Source organism: Streptomyces sp. NBC_00510 (assembly GCA_036013505.1).
Taxonomy (GTDB): Bacteria; Actinomycetota; Actinomycetes; order Streptomycetales; family Streptomycetaceae; genus Actinacidiphila.
In genome coordinates this window covers 2,348,009-2,365,720 of sequence record CP107851.1, presented here as the reverse complement: position 1 = coordinate 2,365,720, position 17,712 = coordinate 2,348,009, and the positions used below count along the sequence as shown (strand labels likewise).

The following is a 17,712-nucleotide window of genomic DNA, read 5'->3' as shown; positions in this document are numbered from 1 at the left end:
ATATCGAACTCCTCAATGAGCCTTTTCCAACCTCAGCTTAATGCGTGGTGAAGGACGAGGACGGCCTTCACCATGTTGGTGATGCGGTTGGTGCTACAGCGGAGATTTCTGAGTAGTCGCCAGCCTTTAACCTCGATCTTGCGTACGCCCAGCAGGACTTGGAGGTTGGCCATGTAGGTGGTTGATCGCTGGTTCATAAGCTCGTCGTCACCTGCCGGTGTGAGTCCGGTCCGGGTAGCTGCCAGGAGGCCCGGTAGCAGGCTGGCGGCGTCGGGGGGAAACGCCCGGCGTCGAAGTCCAGCGTCGAAAGCCCTGTGAAGGGGGAGCAAAGAAGCGGTCCGTAGCATCACGCGAAGCCTGCGGCGTCGTTAGAGGCCTCCGTGAGGGCGGGGAAAGGGAGAGCCGAGCCCCCGAAATCAGGGCGAAGGCCATGGAAGCGGTGAAGAACCTGGATGGCTGCCGCGAAGGACTCCCCGGCGTATGGGGCACGGAACGTTTCGACGGTGACGGCGGGAACTGGGGAGGCCCTCCCCGGCCCGGCAGCCTGCGGCAAGAGTGCTGTCGGAAGCATCGCGACCTATAACCGGGTGAACCCCGGAAGGGGAAGCGGGCCGGGCGGGCGTCGGAGGCGGCCGTAGTACTGCTTGAGCCGGACGGACAACACAACCGCCGGTGAGGGAAGGGCCGCTGCTTCGTCGATGCGTACTGCTGAAGTGGAGGGGCCCGGTGAGTGCCCGCGTGGCTAGTCCCGCCGTCGGGGGACGTTCTCCCTCGGATCCGGTCCGTGCCCTGCAGCATGCGCTCTACCGGGCGGCCAAGGCCGATCCCGGACGGCGGTTCCACGCGCTGGGGGACAAGGTCCACCGCAGGGATGTCCTGGCGCGTGCGTGGTCGACGGTGCGTCGTAACAACGGCGCTCCGGGCATTGACGCGGTCGACCTTGAGCAGGTCGAGGAATACGGGGTCACCCGGTTCCTCGACGAACTGGCCGCGGAGTTGAAGGACGGCAGATGGCGGCCGCTTGCCGCTCGCCGGGTGTTCATTCCCAAGCCCGGCACGGCGGAGCAAAGGCCCCTGTCGATTCCCGCAGTCCGCGACCGCATCGTGCAGGCAGCCCTGAAGATCGTGCTCGAGCCGGTCTTCGAAGCCGACATGCTGCCGTGTTCCTTCGGGTTCAGGCCCAGGCGCGGTGCACACGATGCCCTCCAGGTCTTGATCGATGAGTCCTGGCGGGGACGGCGATGGGTCGTTGAGACCGACATCGCCAACTGCTTTGAGTCGATTGACCACGAGAAGTTGATGCAGGCGGTCGAGGAACGCGTCTGTGACCAGTCTGTCCTGAAGCTCTTGCGCGCGATGCTGCGGGCTGGAGTCATGGAGGACGGTCAGGTCCGCCGGCCGGTCACCGGTACTCCGCAGGGCGGGGTGGTATCCCCCGCTGCTGGCCAATGTCTTCCTGCACCGGGTCGACCGGGCTTGGGAGACGCGGCAGCACGGGGTGCTGGTGCGCTATGCCGATGACGCGCTGGTGATGTGCGCGACCCGCGAGCAGGCCGAAGCCGCCCTGGAGCGGTTGAGGTGCCTGCTGGCCGAACTCGGTCTGGAACCGAAGGCGGCTAAAACCAGGATCGTCCACCTGGAGGTGGGAGGCGGGGGAGTGGACTTCCTCGGTTTCCACCACCGGTTGGTGGCATCCCGGTCCCGCGACGGGAAGCGCCCGGTTACCTTCCTCGCCCGCTGGCCTGCGAGCAAGGCAATGCAGCATGACCGCGACCGGATCCGTGAATTCACGGAACGGCGCAGACTGCTGCTGCCGGTCAAGGTGATCGTGGAGGACGTGAACGCGTTCCTTCGCGGGTGGGCGGCGTATTTCCGGTTCGGGAACTCGGCTCACCGTTTCGACCAGATCGGATCGTACGCGCGGATGCGGATCGGCGGATTCCTCGCCAAGAAGCACCGGCGCACCAGGAAGTTTGGGTGGGCGGTGGTTGCCTTCGCCGCTCAGGGTTTCCTGGGTCTGATCTCCTTGCACGGGACTGTTGTTGCACCCAGGCCTTTCCGGGACTGGCGGGGCAGCCCGAATGCCGTTGGTGAACGGCGTCGGTGAGCCGTGTGCGGGAGAACCGCATGCACGCTTCGATGCGGCGGGGGCTGGAAACGGAGCGGATGTACTCCGCCACCGCGCTAGCCCCCGACCCTACATGAGGGTCCATCAGCGAGCTGATGGACCCTCATGCAAGATCGAGGTTAAGGCCCCCTGGAGGCGATCACGCCACGGGCACCAGCTGTAGGTCGATCTTCCCCTTGCCGTCACCGATGACGTCGACGGTCACCTGCAGACGCATCTCGCCCCACGCGGCGAGCCCCCCGGCCTCCAGCAGCATGACGCCCTCCGGCATTCCCACTTCGTCATGTAGGTGCGACGGAATCGCGCTGTCGGCTACGTGCATCCACAGGCTGAGAATTCCGCCCACCCCGGACAGACTGTCTGACAAATCTGGCATCTCCGCGATGTGATCTCGCGCGGCCTCATCGACGCGCTCCGGGTCCGCCATGTCGGTGCGGCCCATGCCATAGGACTTGCTATAGCTGACCACTCCGAGGAGTTCTCCGGCGGACGCGGACTCCGGCAGCTGCACCGTGAAAACTCCACGTGAACTACCCGATTGGTGTGACATCACCATAAATCCGTCCCGGATCAGCAGGGCACACAGGTACTGTCCGAACGAGTCCTCGTCCAGTTCCGCGGCGACAATCTGCCGCGCACCCAGCGCAAGGTGCCACGACGAGTCGGCCGGCAGGGCCTTGAACTCGAATCCGGTGATGCGGCCGACGGCCTTCGTACCGGGCGACGGCGCCGACTTGTACTCGGTGATCAGCGACAACCCCTCGCGGCACCAATGGTCGAGCACGTCCAGATCGACGAGGAACACGTGCTGCTGCCGAGCGATCCGAGCGCGGGTTGTGCTGTCGAGCGGGAGGGTGGTGACCATGAGCCTGTTCGCATACACGGAGAGGTCCACCGTCGTGTAGTCCGTTTTCCCGGTGAAACGGAGGCGGGTGGCATCGACTTCAACCTTGAAGTGCGGCATGGGCGCCCCTGGAGCGAGCCATCCCCCAGCCATGGGAACTACCACACCGTCATGCGTGTGAAGCTCCGTCCACAGCCCTTCGTCGAAGAGTTCGGAGAGCTCTCGCAAGGCCTCCTCCTGGCCGATGGAGGCAGTCAAGCATGTCACCGAGAGTGGCTCGAATTTCTCGCCGCTCTCCGATTCGAGGACTTCAATGTCAGGGTGTTCCGCCCAATAGGCGGTCACACCCTGGAATCCGTCGGCCATTATCGTTCGGGAGCGCGAGGGATTGAATCCGTCACGGATCAGCAGACAGGCCACCAGCAGGTCCAGCTGTTCCTTGTCCAGATCTGCCAGGAGCTTGCGCCGCTCGTCGCTTGACAGCCCGGGGTCGGCGACCGCGGCGATGGTGGCGACCTTGCCCGCCACCTCACCCATCACCACTTCGCCGGCTTCGGCGCTCCGCTGGATCTTCTTCCGCTTCTTGGCCAATTTCTTCTGCTTCTTCTTTTCCTTCTTCTGCCTCTCCTCCTCAGCCCGCACCTCGCGCTCATCCTCGGCTTCCGGGGAAATCGCACGTTCCATCAGTTCGGCCGCGTAGCGGTTCGCGGGCTCAATCATCCCGTCTGCGGGAGAGTAAGTGAAACAGCCGACATCCAGCCGGTCTGCGGCAGCGATCGCGGCAGCGGTGTACCCGGAATTGGCGAAGAAGAGCATCTCGCCACTGTTCAAACCGCGTGCCCCGAAAAGTTGCTGTACCAGGTTGGGCGGAACAGCCTTCCCGTGGAACTTCACCTGGCCGTATATTCCCGGGCCAGCTATGTCCAGTCCCCCGTCGGAGCCATCGCGGGTCGGCTCCGCCTGCGGAAAGCCAAGCCACCTGACCCACGCGAGCGCGTTGTGTTCCGCAGCCTGCCAGTCGGGCACCGGGCGGGGAGCCGGAGGCGTGTCGGGCCGCGTCCCGCTGTCCGACGTCTCTTCTTCTGCCGTGGTGTCGGCCTGGTGGAACATGACCACAACGCCCCTCCGTAAGTGAAAGTTTGGCGAGCAGAGTGTAGTCATCAGGTGTAGCAATGAATTCGTCAGGGGGCTCCCGTCGGCGCCGGCGCGGGCGATGCGAGCAACTGCCGGCTGTCATGGCCGTGCCCGGCCAGGATGAAGAGCAATGGTAGGTATCGCATGCCTCGATGCGCAGGGCTGTGACGGCAAGGGTGAACCGGCGCTAAAAGTCCCTGCCGGGGACGAAGTTCCCCGGGGGCCGGTCGGCGAGGAGGCCAACGACGGCTGTGACGTAGGTGTGGGCGGTGGCCGACATTATTGCGAAGCTGTCCGCGATGCTGGCGACGGTGTCGTGACGACGCAGGTACACCAGGGCGACCAGCGCACGCTGGTGCGGCGGAAGCTTGCAGCGCCGGTCACCCTCGCGGATGGCGATAAGAATGGTGCCCCACTCGACCAGAGCGTGCGGCATCGCGAGTGCAGCGGACCAACGAGGCTCCCACGCCGATGCGTTGCGACTTCGAACACCCCCTCAGCGGCATGGGAGCCTCGTGCGTTGCGGCTGTCTGTCCGAGTACCCCGCCGCAGTCAGCCGATTCGGCGGCCAGGCTGAAAGGCTCAGCCCCGATCCACCGGCTTGGTGTCCGGGTGATCATTTACCTGGGGTTCGGGCGGGTCAGCGGGTGGAGGGCGTGGGGTAGCCGCTGGTCTGGGTTGCGTCCAGGGATGTGGTGTAGCGGGTAGCTCCCCGTGAGGGTGGAGTTGCTCCGTGTGCACGTGTGTCGCGTACAAGCAAGACGGCCATCGGCTGATCCTTCAAGACGACCAAGTCACGAAGGAGAAGAGCACGATGACCGCACCGCACAGTCTGCCGTTCGCCACCATGCTGGAGGAGAACCTCGCCTCGGCGAGTCCCGACCTTCTTCGCCAGATGGTGAAGACCTTCGCCGAGGCGATGATGTCCGCCGATGTCGATGCCGCCTGCGGCGCCGAGTACGGCATGCCGAGCGAAGAGCGCATCAACTCCCGCAACCGCTACCGGCATCGGGACTGGGACACTCGGGTCGGCACCATCGACCTGGCCATCCCCAAGGTCCGCTCCGGCTCCTACTTCCCCGGCTGGCTGCTGGAGCGCCGGCGCCGCTCCGAGCAGGCCCTGATCTCCGTGGTGGCCACCTGCTACCTGCTGGGCGTGTCCACCCGCCGGGTGGAGAAACTCGCCGAGTCCCTGGGTGTCACCCAGCTGAGCAAGTCGCAGGTCTCCGAGATGGCCAAGGTCTTCGACGCCCGGGTGGCCGAGTTCCGCAACCGACCACTGGACGGCGGTCCCTACACCTTCGTATGGGTCGACGCGCTCACCCAGAAAGTCCGCGAGGGCGGGAGGGTGGTCAACGTCCACGCCCTGGTCGCGGTCGGGGTCGACGCCGACGGACACCGCGAAATCCTCCGCATCGACATCGCCAGCAGCGAGGACGGCGCAGGCTGGCTGGCCTTCCTGCGCTCCCTGGCCGCCCGCGGCCTGACCGGCGTGCAGCTCGTGGTCTCCGACGCCCACGTCGGCCTGGTCAACGCCATCGGCGCCGCCCTGCCCGGGGCGGCCTGGCAGCGCTGCCGCACCCACTACGCCCGCAACCTGCTCTCCCAGGTCCCAAGAGCGCCCAACCCTGGGTGGCCACCCTGCTGCGGACCGTCTTCGAGCAGCCCGACGCCGACGCCGTGCGCGCCCAGATGGCCAAGGCCATCGCCGCCCTCGACGATAAGTTCCCCAAGGCCGCCGAGCACCTGGAAGCCGCCCGCGAGGACCTCCTCGCCTTCACCGCCTACCCCCGCGAGGTGTGGAAGCAGATCTGGTCCAACTGTGAGAATTGCCGGGCGTCGCTCCCGTGTCCCGGCCTGGCCCGTGGTCTAACTGGCACCCGTGCCTACGGATTGATCTGCCGACCGCGACACGGGAGCGGTCGCTTTCCGATCCGGCCGGACTGTCATGTCCCGATAGGGGCCTTGCCATCGACGGCGCCATCACAGTTCTGACAGGCAGTCCGCGTCGCCCGTGCTTCTCCGATGCGATCAAGGACTTCCATGCTCGTGACCAGTGTCCATGCCACCGTCGTGCCCACAATCAACAGGCCTGAGATCATCTTGGGGGTTGACACCCACAAGGACATCCACGTGGCGGCCCTGATCACCACCACCGGGGTCCTGCTCGAGCACAAGGCATTCCCAGCCGACTCGACCGGCTACCGGATGCTCACCGCCTGGGCCCGCTCGCAAGGCCCGGTTCACAAGGCCGGAGTGGAGTGCACCGGCTCCTACGGAGCGGGCCTGACACGCCACCTGCGCGGGGAACAGATCACGGTCACGGAGGTCAACCAGCCCGATAAGTCTGCACGCCGGCGGCATGGGAAGAGCGATCCGGTCGATGCTGAGGCCGCCGCTCGCGCCGTCCTCAGCGGCCGGGCGACCGCCGTCCCCAAATCCGGCGACGGCCCCGTGGAGGACCTGCGAGCCTACAAGCTGGCCAAGGATTCAGCGGTCAAGGCTCGCACGCAGGCCATAAATCAGCTCAAGGCCGTCCTCGTCACGGCCCCGGCCGATCTTCGGGAACAGCTGACACCACTGAGCAACCCCAAACTCATCCAGGCATGCTCAAACCTTGACCCGGCCTGCCCACACGAGGCCGTGGCATACACATTGCGGCTGCTCGCCAGCCGAATCCGGCACCTCAGCGATGAGGTCCGCGAGCTCACCAGCCGCATCACTGCCACCATCGAGCTGCATGCGCCGGCATTCCTGGAAATCCAAGGCGTCGGACCCGACAGCGCAGCCGTTCTCCTCGTCACCGCGGGCGACAACCCCGAGCGACTGACCAGTGAAGCCTCGTTCGCAGCCCTGTGCGGAGTCAGCCCGGTCGAGAGATCATCGGGCAAAACCCAGCGCAGGCGACTCAACCGCGGGGGCGACCGCCAAGCCAACGCCGCCCTCTACCGCATCACCCAAAGCCGCCTGCGGTGGGACAGCCGCACCCAGGCCTACCTGGAACGACGCACCCGGGAAGGCAAGAGCCGTCGCGAGATCATCCGTTGCCTGAAGCGCTACATCGCCCGTGAGATCTACAAGTGCTTACAGGAAGCACCCGCCTACGCAGATCAACCCCAAGCAGCTTGACGAACCATAGGGGCATCAACCCCCAGGAGCGTCTGAACAAGGAGATCCACCGCCGCACCGACGTGGTGGGCATCTTCCCCGACCGCGACGCCATCGTCCGCCCGGTCGGCGCCGTCCTGGCCGAGCAGAGCGACGAGTGGGCCGAGCAGCGCCGCTACATGAGGCCCGAGATCCTCGGCCGCTGCCGCCTTCACCTGATCGAGGGAGAAGCCGGACCGGTAATGGCCCCAACTGCCCTCACTGCCTAACCTTTAACGGATCACCGAGTGGCCGTCGGTTACACCACGCCACCGGACGTGACCCTGGTCGACCCTGGTCTGCCCAGCTTTTCCACATGTCCACAGGTCTCTGGCCCTTTTGGGCGGGTCGGATGGGGCGTCAGCTGTGCGGTGGGGCGTGCAGGGTGGCGACGAGTTGTTGCCAGGCTTCCTGCCAGGGCCAGTTCTGGGGCAGGTGGAGCGTCAGTCGACGGGCTGAGCGGGCGATCTGGGCGGGGACAGTGATGAGCTGGGCCCAAATTGTGCCGGTGGTGGCCTTGGCGTGGAACGCGGAGGCCAGGGTGCCCATGGCGCGTATCAGGTTCTGGGTGATCGCGGCCAGGGCGAGCCAGGCGGCATTGGCCTGGAAGTCGCCGGACGGCAGGTGGGCCAGTGTGGTCCGCTCTTCGCGTCGGCGATCACCTGTTCCACGATGGCATGGCGGCGGTGGTCCTTGTCTGCGTCGATGAGGCCGAGCGGGGAGTCGGTGAACGCGCAGTGGTAGCGGTAGAGCGTGAACAGCTCGCCCTGGCCCTGGACGTGACCGTCGGGGTTGAGGCGTTTCACGCGGCGCACGATCAGGCGGGCATTGACCTGCTGCTTCTTCGGCTTGGAGGTGAACGCGGTGTAGGGGACCTCGGCGATCTCCGCATCGGAGATCCAGCACTGGCCCTCCTCGTCCCAGATCGCCTTGGGGTACTTGATGGGCGTCCAGGCTCCTTCGCCGATCGTGGCGATCGCGCGTTTGATCGATGTGTTCATGCGGGCGGTGATGGAGAACCGGGCGCCCAGGGCCCGGCAGGCGCCGATCACCTCGTTCGCGTAGAACGCGGAGTCCGCCCGCAGGACCAGCAAGCCGCTCGCGCCGCACGCCTTCGCGGTGCGCAGGGCCTTGGCGGCGAAGGAGGACGCGCCGCGCACCGAGGCGGTAGCTCCCTTGCGCAGCCTGGTTGCGGCGATCACCGGCGCGGCCAGCGGCGTGGAGAGCACCGCCAGCAGCGCGTTCAGACCCTTGACCTTGGAGTAGCCGTAGCCGGCGCCTTGCTTGGCGTAGCCGTAGGTGCGGCGGATGGTGTCGTCGATGTCCACATAGGCGACGGTGTGCGCGCCGGACAGCAGCGGGGTGTGCGCGGCCAGTTGCGGTAGCAACCGCCTCGCGACGGCGTGCAGTTGCTTGACGTGGCCGTGGCTGAAGGCCCGCAGGAAACTGCCGAGGGTGGAAGGAGCGCGCACGCCGGCGAACAGGCGGTCCATCACGCCGTGCCGCAATCGGTCGAGGTCGTTGATGCTGTCCGCGCCCGCCGCCATGCCGCCGATCAACGCCATGGCCTTCGCGGCCGGGAACGCGCCCACCCCGTCCCTGGATGCGGGCAGGTGCACCCGCTCGGCCAGCAGGTTCGGCAGCCCGCACCGCTCGGCCAGCCGGACCAGCGACTCCAGACCGCCGTACGCCACCAGAGTCGGATCATCGAACGCGGCCGAGACCGCTGCCGGAGCATGGGAAGATTGCATCTACGAGGTGCCTTGCTGGTTGGGCCTGCTGGAAGCGTGAGAACTCCCATCATCCCAGCTCAGCGGGCACCTCTCTGCATTCCCCCCACCCCGAACCGATCACCGGCCGGTGGATCGGGGTTCAGACATCCAGCGCGCGCCGGGGAACCGAAGGTGGACCTGCTGTGCTGGACCCCGTCGGCGCCCCGGCCTCATCACGACGAACCGGACGGTGGAGAACTCCCGGAGCACCTGCTCCGCAAGCACGGTGTCCGCGGGCACCTGAGGAAGATCGACTGGGAGGCGTCCTCGGAGGCAGTCGCTGCCTTCCGGCACGACTACGACCTCGCCCGCCTCGTCGGCAGCAACGTACTGGGCCGGGATGACGTACGTCCGCCATCACCAACGTGGCACCTGAGCACGGAGGCCCCAGGGAGGCTTCGCTGCCCGGCCGTGATCAGCAGCGACCGGCAGCGCCTATTTGACCGCCAGGTGGAGCTTGGTGGCCATGCGTATGGTGTGGGCAGGGTGGCGATGTCCACCGCCGCGCGCAGGTGGAACGGCCACTGCGTCGGCTGCGCGCGATGAGAAACGGCAGTGGTGCGTTCCCGGTCGGCGGATTTCGGCACCGTCGACTGCTTCCAGGGCCGGTATCCGGTCCTCGCGTGCCGGAGAGCGCGGGCTGGGGATCGGCGCATCTCAGGTGGAGGCGGCCTCTATCCCCTTGAGGGCGTCCCGTTCTTCCTGGCGTAGCCGGTTCCGCTCTCGTACCTGGGCGCAGAAGGTGCGCAGAGCTTCGGGGTCGTCGGCGGTCTCGCTGTCCACGACAGTGCGGGAGCCGTCGCCGACCTCGACGATCCGCTGGTCCATGCGGCCGCTGCCGAGGATGCCCATGATGGTCAGCCACTCATCGTGGACGGCCGGGGTCAGGTCGATGTCCAGGTAGCGCTTGGAGGGGGGATCGTCCGGGCTGATGGGCTCGGTCATTGCCTCGAGCAGGGTGAAAGTAAGGACGCGCAGGTCCGTGTACTCCTTGGGGTCCATGAGGTCTTCGAGTGTGTCGAGGTAAAACCGGGCCAGTTCGTGGGCCTTCGGACCTGGCATGGCGCCGGTGCTCTCGTGGTCGGGCAAGGAGGTTTTCCTCTCGTCTCTTTGCGTCTTTCCGCGCCGGGTATTGGCAGGCGAGCAACCTATCGGAGGGCGCGGACACTAACGCGCATCATCCTGCCGCGTAGGCGCTCGGATCTATCGCCTGCGCCAGCCGGGCGAGTTCGGCGCCGGAGAGTTCGGCGAAGCGGTTCTTCCGCTGCGACTTCACGTTCTCGGCGGGCAACTGGGGAAGGAACTGCGCCGGCGCCCGTAGTAACGCCATGGCCGCGGGTGTGTACCAATGGCGATCATTCTTTTCGGGCAGTCACTGGACTTCGGACACGGCCGTGTGGCAACGTTGTGATCGTCAGGCGCTCAACACCTGACGGTTGTGATAGTCCCGCATCAGCGGGAGCCCGTAGATCTCCCTGCCGGCAGGTAAGGGGGTCCCCTTTCGAAGGAGACCCTTGTGCCTGCCGTTGCTCGTTTCACCCAGCAGTTCACGCCGTGGTCGCACTATCTGCACGCAGTCGTGGACATCGCCTTCCCCGCGCACAGCATTCGCGTCACACGCTCCACAGGTGGTGTGTCGGGCCTCCCGTACCCGCTCCATAGCGCGGAAACGATCCACATCGTCACAGCCTTCAACCCCGGCGGGCGCAACGCCACCGCGCAGGCCAACCTCCGGGCGCAGCACGAGCTGCTGCATCACATCAGTCTTCGCGGGCTGCAGCGGTGGCCGGCCGTCGGAGGCGACCTGGACGACTCCCATGCCGAGATCAGCGCAGCGGTGGTCGGCATGGACGACGCACAGGCCCGGGCGCTGGGCCGGAGGTTCGGCCAGGACGCCGTGTTCGCCTGGTCACCATCCTCGTGGCGACTGCTGGCCTGCGCCGACACGGCCCACGACTCGGTCAGCGCTGGCTGGCACGCCGCCATCCTCGAGCCGGCATCCCGCCGGTTCACCCGGTGGCCTGCCAGGTAGACCCCGGATATCGGTCGTTCCCGCGAACGCGACGCCTGCGCCCCGAACAGAACGTGCTGCGGCTGCCCTTGCCAGCTCCTGGCGCCCCTCGCTTCTACCTTCGCGCCGACGCCCCACAGTGCGAGAGCACCGTTGCTGCTGCTCTTAGCTGCCTCGGTACCGACGGCCGTCTCTCCCCTGTGGAAGGCCGCCAGTTTCGCCGGAGCTCACCTGCTTCGCCATTCGCCACGTGCGCCCCCGGACTCGAGCCTTCCTCTTTGTTCAGATCCCTGATTGGAGCCGACCATGCACTCGTTGGAAACGGACCTTGTTGCCTTCGCCGACCGGGCCTCGGCGCTGGAACAGCGTGCGATCGCACTTGGTGTACCCGTGCAGCAGCCGCTGCCGCTCCTGCCCGCCGCGTTGCCGGTCTCGGTGGACCACGCCATCGATCTGTCGCTGGCGTTCGACAGACTTGGTGCCCGCGACGAGTACCTGCAGGCCCGCGAGCTCGTTGTGGATCTGCTGCGCCTCCACCGCCAGCGTGACCCGCTGGAGTTCGCCAACGCCCTGGGCATCCTGGCCGCCACTCTGGCCGAAGCCGGCCGCCCCGGCGACGCGGTCGTGCCACTGCGGGAATGCGTCACACTGCTTGGCCCCTGTGCTGCCCCCGAGATCAACACCGATCGCCTTGCCACGGACCGCGAGGCGTTGGACGGCCTCGCCCTGTACGCACGGGCCCTGCTCGACCTGGGCGGCTGCCTCGGCGAACTCGGCCAACTCCAGGACGGCATCCAGATACGCCGGCAGGCGCTGGCCACCTACGAGCGCTGCGCCGCCGCTTCCTCCGGATTCGAAGGCAACGTAGCCATCACCTGCATCCGTCTGGCCGACATGCTGCTCGAGCAGCCCGACACGGCCACCGATGCCCTCACCGCCGCCGACCGAGCCGTCGGCGTGCTCGGCCCCATGGCCGACTTCGCACCATACCGCGACGGGACACTGCCCGATCTCGCCTACGCCCACTGGCTGCGCATCCGCGCCCTGACACTCCTGGACCGCCTCGACGATGCCGTGGCCGCCGGACGCCAGTGCCTGGACTTGCTGCGCATCGCCGCCTCCTCCTCCCTCCCGCACCTTGGGACGCTGGTGACGGCCCTGGAGCTGACCTCCGACCTGCTGGCCGACGCCAAAGAACACGATGAAGCCCTCGCGCTGGCCGCCGAGGCCCTCGAGGCGGCAGACCGGACGGAAAATTCCTTCCTCCAGCTCTTGGCGCTGTGGCTGCACAGCCGCCGCATCCTGGACCACCCGGGCGACTCCGAGGACTGGGACGACACCACGGTCGACGGACTCCTGTCCGCCTACGCCACCATCGTCGAGCACGCCCCCGCCCCATGGCTGGAGGAACTGGCCGTCCAGCTCATGACCCTGCACGGGCGCCTGGCTGACCTCACCCGCGTTGGTGACGCGGCCACCGCCGTAGCCCTCGCCCTGACGCCCTACCGACAACTGGCCGCCGCCGATCCCGACTGGGCACCTCCCTACTGCCACGCCCTGGGCGTGTATGCCGAACTCTGCCTGCGCATCGGGGCACAGGACCAAGCCCTGCCCATCGCCGAGCACCACGTGTCCGTTGCCTCGGCATATGACCACGGCAGCGCCGTACATGCCCGCGCACAGGAGACCTTGGCCACCTGCCTGGCCAGTGTCGGACGCGCGGAAGAGGCCGAACAGGCCAGCCGTGCCGCCGTCGGCCTGTGGACCGCGCTCGCCGACGCGGGCGACGACAACCCCGACGTCCCCGGTGGCCTGGCGCACGCCTGGAACACCCTTGCCAACCGCCTACTCGGCCTGGACCGCCCCGAGGAGGCTGCCGCCGCGGCCGCCCGGGCCAACGCGCTGTGGCCCGCCGACAGCATCGGCCGCGGCAGCGCCCTGTACCTCGTCGGCGTCGCCCTGGCCCGACTCAACCGCCACCGGCAGGCCGCCGAAAACTTCCGCGAAGCCGTCGCGGTCTACGACGGTCACGCACCGCTCGCGCCGCACCAGGAAACCCAGCTGAGCGACGTGCTCCACAACCTCGCCGTCAGCCAGGGCCGATTGAGGGAAAACGCCGAGGCCTTCGCCTGTGCGTCCCGCGCCGCGGCGATCCTGCACCGCCAGTGGCAGGCCGACCCGGTCGCGCACCACGCGCACCTGCTGAGAGCCCTGGTAACCCTGATGCACTGCGGTGCCCAGGCCGACGAACTGACCACCGCGGCCGAGGCCGCGCGACTGCGCGTTACCGTGCTTGAGACGCACCCGGGAACCGAGCCCCTCCAACTGGGCATGGCCCTTGGCGATCTGGGCGGACTCCAGCTGGACATCGGTGCTGCGCAGGACGCCATCGAGTCCTTTACTCGCAGCGCCAAGGCCGTCCCCGAGGACCCACACGCACGCGCCATGATCCACTGCCGAGGGGCCCTCGCACTGCACCGCTGCGGCCGAACCAAGGACGCGATCCATCTGGCCCGGCACGCCATCGATCTGCTCGGCCCGATCGAAAACGAAACCGACCACCCCTACCTGCTCTGGCTCGCCCAACTCCACCACGATCTCGCTGTCTACCTGCTCGCCGATGCACGTCCCCTGGAAGCTCTCGGCGCCGTCGGCCGGGCCGTCCCGCTGCGCGAACGCCTCGCCGAGACCGATCCCGGCATGCACACCGCCTCCTTGATCTCCGACCTTGAGCTGACCGCGACCCTGTTTTACGCCCTCGACCGACCCGACCAGGCCCAAAGAACCCGGGCACGCATCAAAGACCTCACCTGTTGACGGATACCGGGAGGCATTGAGGAGCTACCTCCCGGCTCAATAAGATCACTGCCCCTGTAGGAAGCTAGCCTCCGAAGGTGCGCTGCGCTGGCGTCCGGGAAACGAGATCGGCATCGTCATGTTCGACACCGTACCCGGCGGCGCTGACGCCGCGGTCGCAGTATGGCTACGACGCTGTCTCAGAGAGACCGGCCGCATCGACGTGTTGCTGCGCGAGCATGCGGAGGGGGGATGTCTTGTCCCACACGTGCCAGCGGGCACCGCACACGGGGTTCGTCCCATAGGCAACTTCGGCGGGAAAGCCCTTCACAGCCACTCTCAGCGCTGCGGGCGGTTCCTGGAGGGACCGTCCGCAGCCTGGACAGGTCTTGGGTGTGGGCATGGGGTACATCCCCATTGCGATCTTCCTCCGGGGGTGATGGTTGGTGCGCAAGTCCTTCGTCTTTGGCGCTGTCACATGCATGGGCCGGCGCATCTCCGCCTAGGTTCATCCCTGGCCGGCGCCCAGGGCGGTTTCCGCCTCCTGGCCGCCCCAGCTGTCCCGCGTGCGCCATATGACGTGGACGCCGAAGACGCCGTGCACGGCGTCGCCCGACCAGTCCTCGGCGGGCGGCTCCGAGAGGACCAGGTAGAGGCGGTCGGCAGGAGTCGACAGGGTGTGGTTGATCTCCAGGAGGCGGGTGGCTCCCGAGCGGAGGTCGGCGTAGGTGGAGCGGCCGGCACCGAGGACCTCGTAGAGGAAGTGGCCGTCGTCGGCGACGCGGCTGACATCGATGACCGGGGAGTCGGTCGGCAGGAGGTCGGCCCACAGCAGGGCCGACATCAGGGCGTGGCGGACCGCTTCGTGCTTCTTGCAGGCGCGGTCCTCGGCCGCCGCGGCCTCCAGCGCGTGCAGGAGATCCTTAGCGGGTGCTGCCGGTGTCGCAGGGGTGTCATCGACGGTGGTCACGGACTCGGCTTCCTTCGGATCGGGGTGCTGCTCAGCGGGGGCGGGCGCCTGCTCGGATTCCGGTTCGACCATGGCGGCCAGTCGGTGCTGGAGCGTTTCCCGGGCGTCGGCCAGGGCTTGCGCCCAGCCGGAGCGGGTCAGCTCGTTCTGGAGCTGGGTCAGGTCCAGGTCGTCGTCCTTGAGCGCGCGGTTGGTGCGTCCCGCGAGGTCGCGCAGGAGTCGCAGACGATGACGGTCCGGGGAGCCGAGGATGCGCTGCACGTCCACCCAGTCCGCCTGGTCACGGCGCAGGATGCGGTTGGCCATCCCCTTGAGTTCGGAGAGGTGATCGCGGGCGTTCTCCGGGATGGCGTCGGCGCCGCTGATCAGCTCGTCGAGAACTCCGAGGGCCGGCACATAGCGTTCCGCCATCCGGCGTGAGATGGGCTGGCGGCCGCGCGGATCGGCCGTGAGTACCGAGTGATTGGTCTCGTGGGCGAACACCCAGCAGTCCAGTTCATCGCCAGGGCGCGGAGGAACCGAGCCGTGGCGGACGGTCAGGAAGAGGGGGCCCTGGACGGCGGGGGACAGAGCCTTGACCTTGTAGCGGCCGCCGGGTCCTGTGCCGATCACCCGGACTCGTATGTCCGTGCCGATGTCGGGCACGTCGCCCGTGCCCTGCGCAGGGGATTCGTCGGGCGCATGGTTGGTGGCGCCGTCGCTGTTCGTGAGCGACTCCGGGAGGGGGGAGGAGTGGAGGACAGTGAGGCTCTGGGTGCTGCGGGTGAGGGCGACGTAGAGCTGGCGCAGTCCGGCCGGGCCGCGGTCGGCGATGGTGGCCGGTTCGACGACGAGCACGTGGTCGTATTCCATGCCCTTGGCCTGAGCGGCAGCCAGGACGGACACCGCCTCACGTTCTTGGGCGGTGATGCCGTGGGCCTGGTCCAGGCGGAGGCCGATCTCGTCCAGCCAGCCCGAATCGTCGGGAACGATGACAGCGACGGAACGCAGCATGTTCCCGTCGCTGGTCCCGACGAGACGAGTGACCTGGGCGACTGTCTCGTCGAGGAGCTTCCACGGCTCGGTCGCCATCGTCCGTACGGCGTCCGCTCCGGCCTCCCGTACCGCCTGTGGATGGGGCAGCGTGGGTGCGATCGTGCGGGCCAGGGGCGCGACGAAGTCCATGATCTCGGCGGGCACGCGGTAGCTGGTGTTCAGCTCGGCGACGTGCCAGTCGCCGTGATCGGAGAGGAGGTCGCCGAGGCGGTCCCAGTCGGTGTAGGCGTGGGGGCCGGTGGCCTGGGCGAGGTCGCCCAGGACCGTCATGGAGCCGTTCACGGCGGAACGCCGGCGCAGTGAGCGAGCCTGCATGGGCGTGAGGTCCTGTGCCTCGTCGCAGACGATGTGCCCGTACCGTTGCGGCGTCTCCCCAGTGATGAGGTACTGCAGTTCTTCGAGGCAGACGTGGTCGTCGAGGGTCCAGGGTTCTGTCTCGGCCTTCTCAGCCCGGGCACGGTGCAGAGAGGCCTGTTCTTCCTCGTCGAGAATGCCCTCGGCGCAGGTGCGCAAGAGGTCTTGCGAGTCGTAGAGGGTGCGCAACGCCTCCCTGGCGCCCGGTGACGGCCAGACGCGCTCGATCAGGCGCTCGACTTGGCGGTTGCGTTCAAGATCGCGGCGGATCGTGTCGTCCCGGCTGCGGCGCGGCGCGACGGCGACGAGTTCCTGCAGCAGGCGGTCGACGAGCAGGCTGCGGAAGCGGTCGCGGCGCTCACGGTAGGAGCCGTCGCTCTCGCGCACGTCCTCGAGGAGGGCGAGTACCTCGGGCCCTGGGATACGCAGGGTGGTGCTGCCGACCGAGACGGTGACCTCCGGCTTGGCCCCTTCGTAGGAGGGGGTGCTGGTGAACTCGTCGACGGCCTCAGGTCGGCACTCGATCTCCACGCGCCGCCGCAGGACGGCCGCCATGCGCTCGTCGGACTTCACAGCCCGAGCCCACGGCGAGTCAGTGCCGAGGATCTCGCCTTCCCACAGGCGGGTCATCTGCACGGCGTTGACGTTCCGGGTGCCGAGGGTGGGCAGGACCCGGCTCACGTAGTCCAGGAACCGCTGATGGGGGCCGACAACGAGGACTTCCTGCGCCTTGAAGTGCTCATTGTTGACGAGCCAGGAGACCGACCGCGGACTTTCCGGTACCCGGACCGCCCTGCACCACCAGGATGTCGGAGGGCCATCCGGTGACCAAAGCCATCTGGTCGCGTCGTATGGTCTCGACGATGTCCCGCATGCTGCCGCTGCGAGAGCGCTGGAGCTCGCGCAGGAGGAAATCGTCCGGCTGCTGCGGCTTTCGCCGGTGGAGGCCGGCGATGTCGGTCGGAGTGAGAGCGGGCTTGCCTGCCTTGTCCTCCTGCTGTGCAACGGTGACCCCATCGGTGACCGGACCGGCGTCACCTGTGGCGGGCCTCAGGCCGGGGACGGCGATCTCGTCGAAGAAGTCATCGACGACATGCTCCGTGCAACGCAGTTGCCGGCGGAGGAGCACATCCCCTGGAGCATCGGGCTGCGCCTCGTACCACTTCTTCGCGAGCGGGCTTGTCCACAGGACGACGACGGCGTCACGGGTGTGGACGTCGGAGACGGCACGGCGACCGACGTACCAGGTGTCGGGTTCGCCACCGTCAGCGCACCGTTCATCGATGCGGCTGATGACGAGTGATTCATTACCGAGTCCGCCGTAGTCGGCGGCCCGCTCCTCAGCCGCGAGACGGTTGGACACACTGTCCTTGCCACTGGCGGATGCCGAGGCGACCGATCCTCCGGTTAGTTCGGCCAGCCGCTCGGCGTAGCAGTCGTAGGCGCGGTCCACCGCCTTCTGTTCTTCGGTGATGATCTCGCTGCGCGTGGTGGTTCCCATGTACATCCCCTCCCTTGCAG

8 protein-coding genes and 6 pseudogenes are annotated in these 17,712 nt (G+C 67.4%); 7 read left to right on the top strand and 7 right to left on the bottom strand.

Annotation, left to right across the window (positions count from 1 at the left end; all coding sequences use genetic code 11):
* Positions 1-32 precede the first annotated feature (32 nt).
* Positions 33-131 (bottom strand): annotated as a pseudogene (locus tag OG937_10440) (IS5/IS1182 family transposase).
* A 595-nt stretch (positions 132-726) separates the two neighbouring features.
* Here OG937_10440 and OG937_10435 point away from each other — a divergent pair.
* Both OG937_10435 and OG937_10430 read left to right on the top strand, forming a co-directional pair.
* Positions 727-1,521 carry a reverse transcriptase domain-containing protein gene (locus OG937_10435; GenBank protein ID WUD72079.1) on the top strand — a complete coding sequence of 265 codons (795 nt, stop codon included), beginning with the start codon at positions 727-729 and terminating at the stop codon, positions 1,519-1,521.
* On the top strand, positions 1,457-2,107 hold the full coding sequence (locus OG937_10430; protein WUD78697.1) for a reverse transcriptase domain-containing protein: 651 nt from the start codon (positions 1,457-1,459) through the stop codon (positions 2,105-2,107). Before OG937_10435 ends, OG937_10430 begins: the two co-directional genes overlap by 65 nt.
* A 160-nt stretch (positions 2,108-2,267) precedes the next feature.
* On the opposite strand, the gene OG937_10425 is transcribed toward OG937_10430, so the two are convergent.
* Positions 2,268-4,082: a restriction endonuclease gene (locus tag OG937_10425; GenBank protein ID WUD78696.1), complete on the bottom strand. Its 1,815-nt coding sequence runs from the start codon at positions 4,080-4,082 to the stop codon at positions 2,268-2,270.
* 238 nt (positions 4,083-4,320) lie between these two features.
* Positions 4,321-4,542: pseudogene (locus tag OG937_10420) on the bottom strand (transposase family protein).
* Positions 4,543-4,920: 378 nt separating this feature from the next.
* Here OG937_10420 and OG937_10415 point away from each other — a divergent pair.
* The 3 genes and pseudogenes from OG937_10415 (at position 4,921) to OG937_10405 (ending at position 7,483) form a co-directional block, all read left to right on the top strand.
* Positions 4,921-5,927 (top strand): annotated as a pseudogene (locus OG937_10415) (IS256 family transposase).
* Between the two features lie 222 nt (positions 5,928-6,149).
* Positions 6,150-7,235 (top strand): IS110 family transposase, encoded by a 1,086-nt coding sequence (locus OG937_10410; GenBank protein WUD72078.1) that lies wholly within the window; start codon positions 6,150-6,152, stop codon positions 7,233-7,235.
* Positions 7,236-7,252: 17 nt separating this feature from the next.
* A pseudogene (locus OG937_10405) lies at positions 7,253-7,483 on the top strand (transposase).
* Between the two features lie 130 nt (positions 7,484-7,613).
* On the opposite strand, the pseudogene OG937_10400 reads toward OG937_10405, so the two are convergent.
* The 3 genes and pseudogenes from OG937_10400 to OG937_10390 all read right to left on the bottom strand — a co-directional run bounded on the left by OG937_10400 (position 7,614) and on the right by OG937_10390 (position 10,355).
* Positions 7,614-9,004: pseudogene (locus tag OG937_10400) on the bottom strand (IS1380 family transposase).
* Between the two features lie 678 nt (positions 9,005-9,682).
* On the bottom strand, positions 9,683-10,114 hold the full coding sequence (locus tag OG937_10395; protein WUD72077.1) for a hypothetical protein: 432 nt from the start codon (positions 10,112-10,114) through the stop codon (positions 9,683-9,685).
* A gap of 88 nt (positions 10,115-10,202) precedes the next feature.
* Entirely contained in the window at positions 10,203-10,355 is a 153-nt protein-coding gene (locus OG937_10390) for a hypothetical protein (GenBank protein WUD72076.1), read from the bottom strand.
* 186 nt (positions 10,356-10,541) lie between these two features.
* Here OG937_10390 and OG937_10385 point away from each other — a divergent pair, with 186 nt between their 5' ends.
* Both OG937_10385 and OG937_10380 read left to right on the top strand, forming a co-directional pair.
* A complete protein-coding gene (locus OG937_10385; protein WUD72075.1) occupies positions 10,542-11,057 on the top strand; it encodes a DUF3293 domain-containing protein in 516 nt (171 codons plus the stop codon).
* A 285-nt stretch (positions 11,058-11,342) separates the two neighbouring features.
* The gene (locus tag OG937_10380) at positions 11,343-13,853 is read left to right on the top strand and encodes a hypothetical protein (GenBank protein WUD72074.1); all 2,511 of its coding nucleotides are present in this window, start codon (positions 11,343-11,345) and stop codon (positions 13,851-13,853) included.
* Positions 13,854-14,340: 487 nt separating this feature from the next.
* Here the strand turns inward: OG937_10380 and OG937_10375 are convergent.
* Positions 14,341-17,692, bottom strand: a pseudogene (locus OG937_10375) (ATP-binding domain-containing protein).
* Positions 17,693-17,712: the final 20 nt, after the last annotated feature.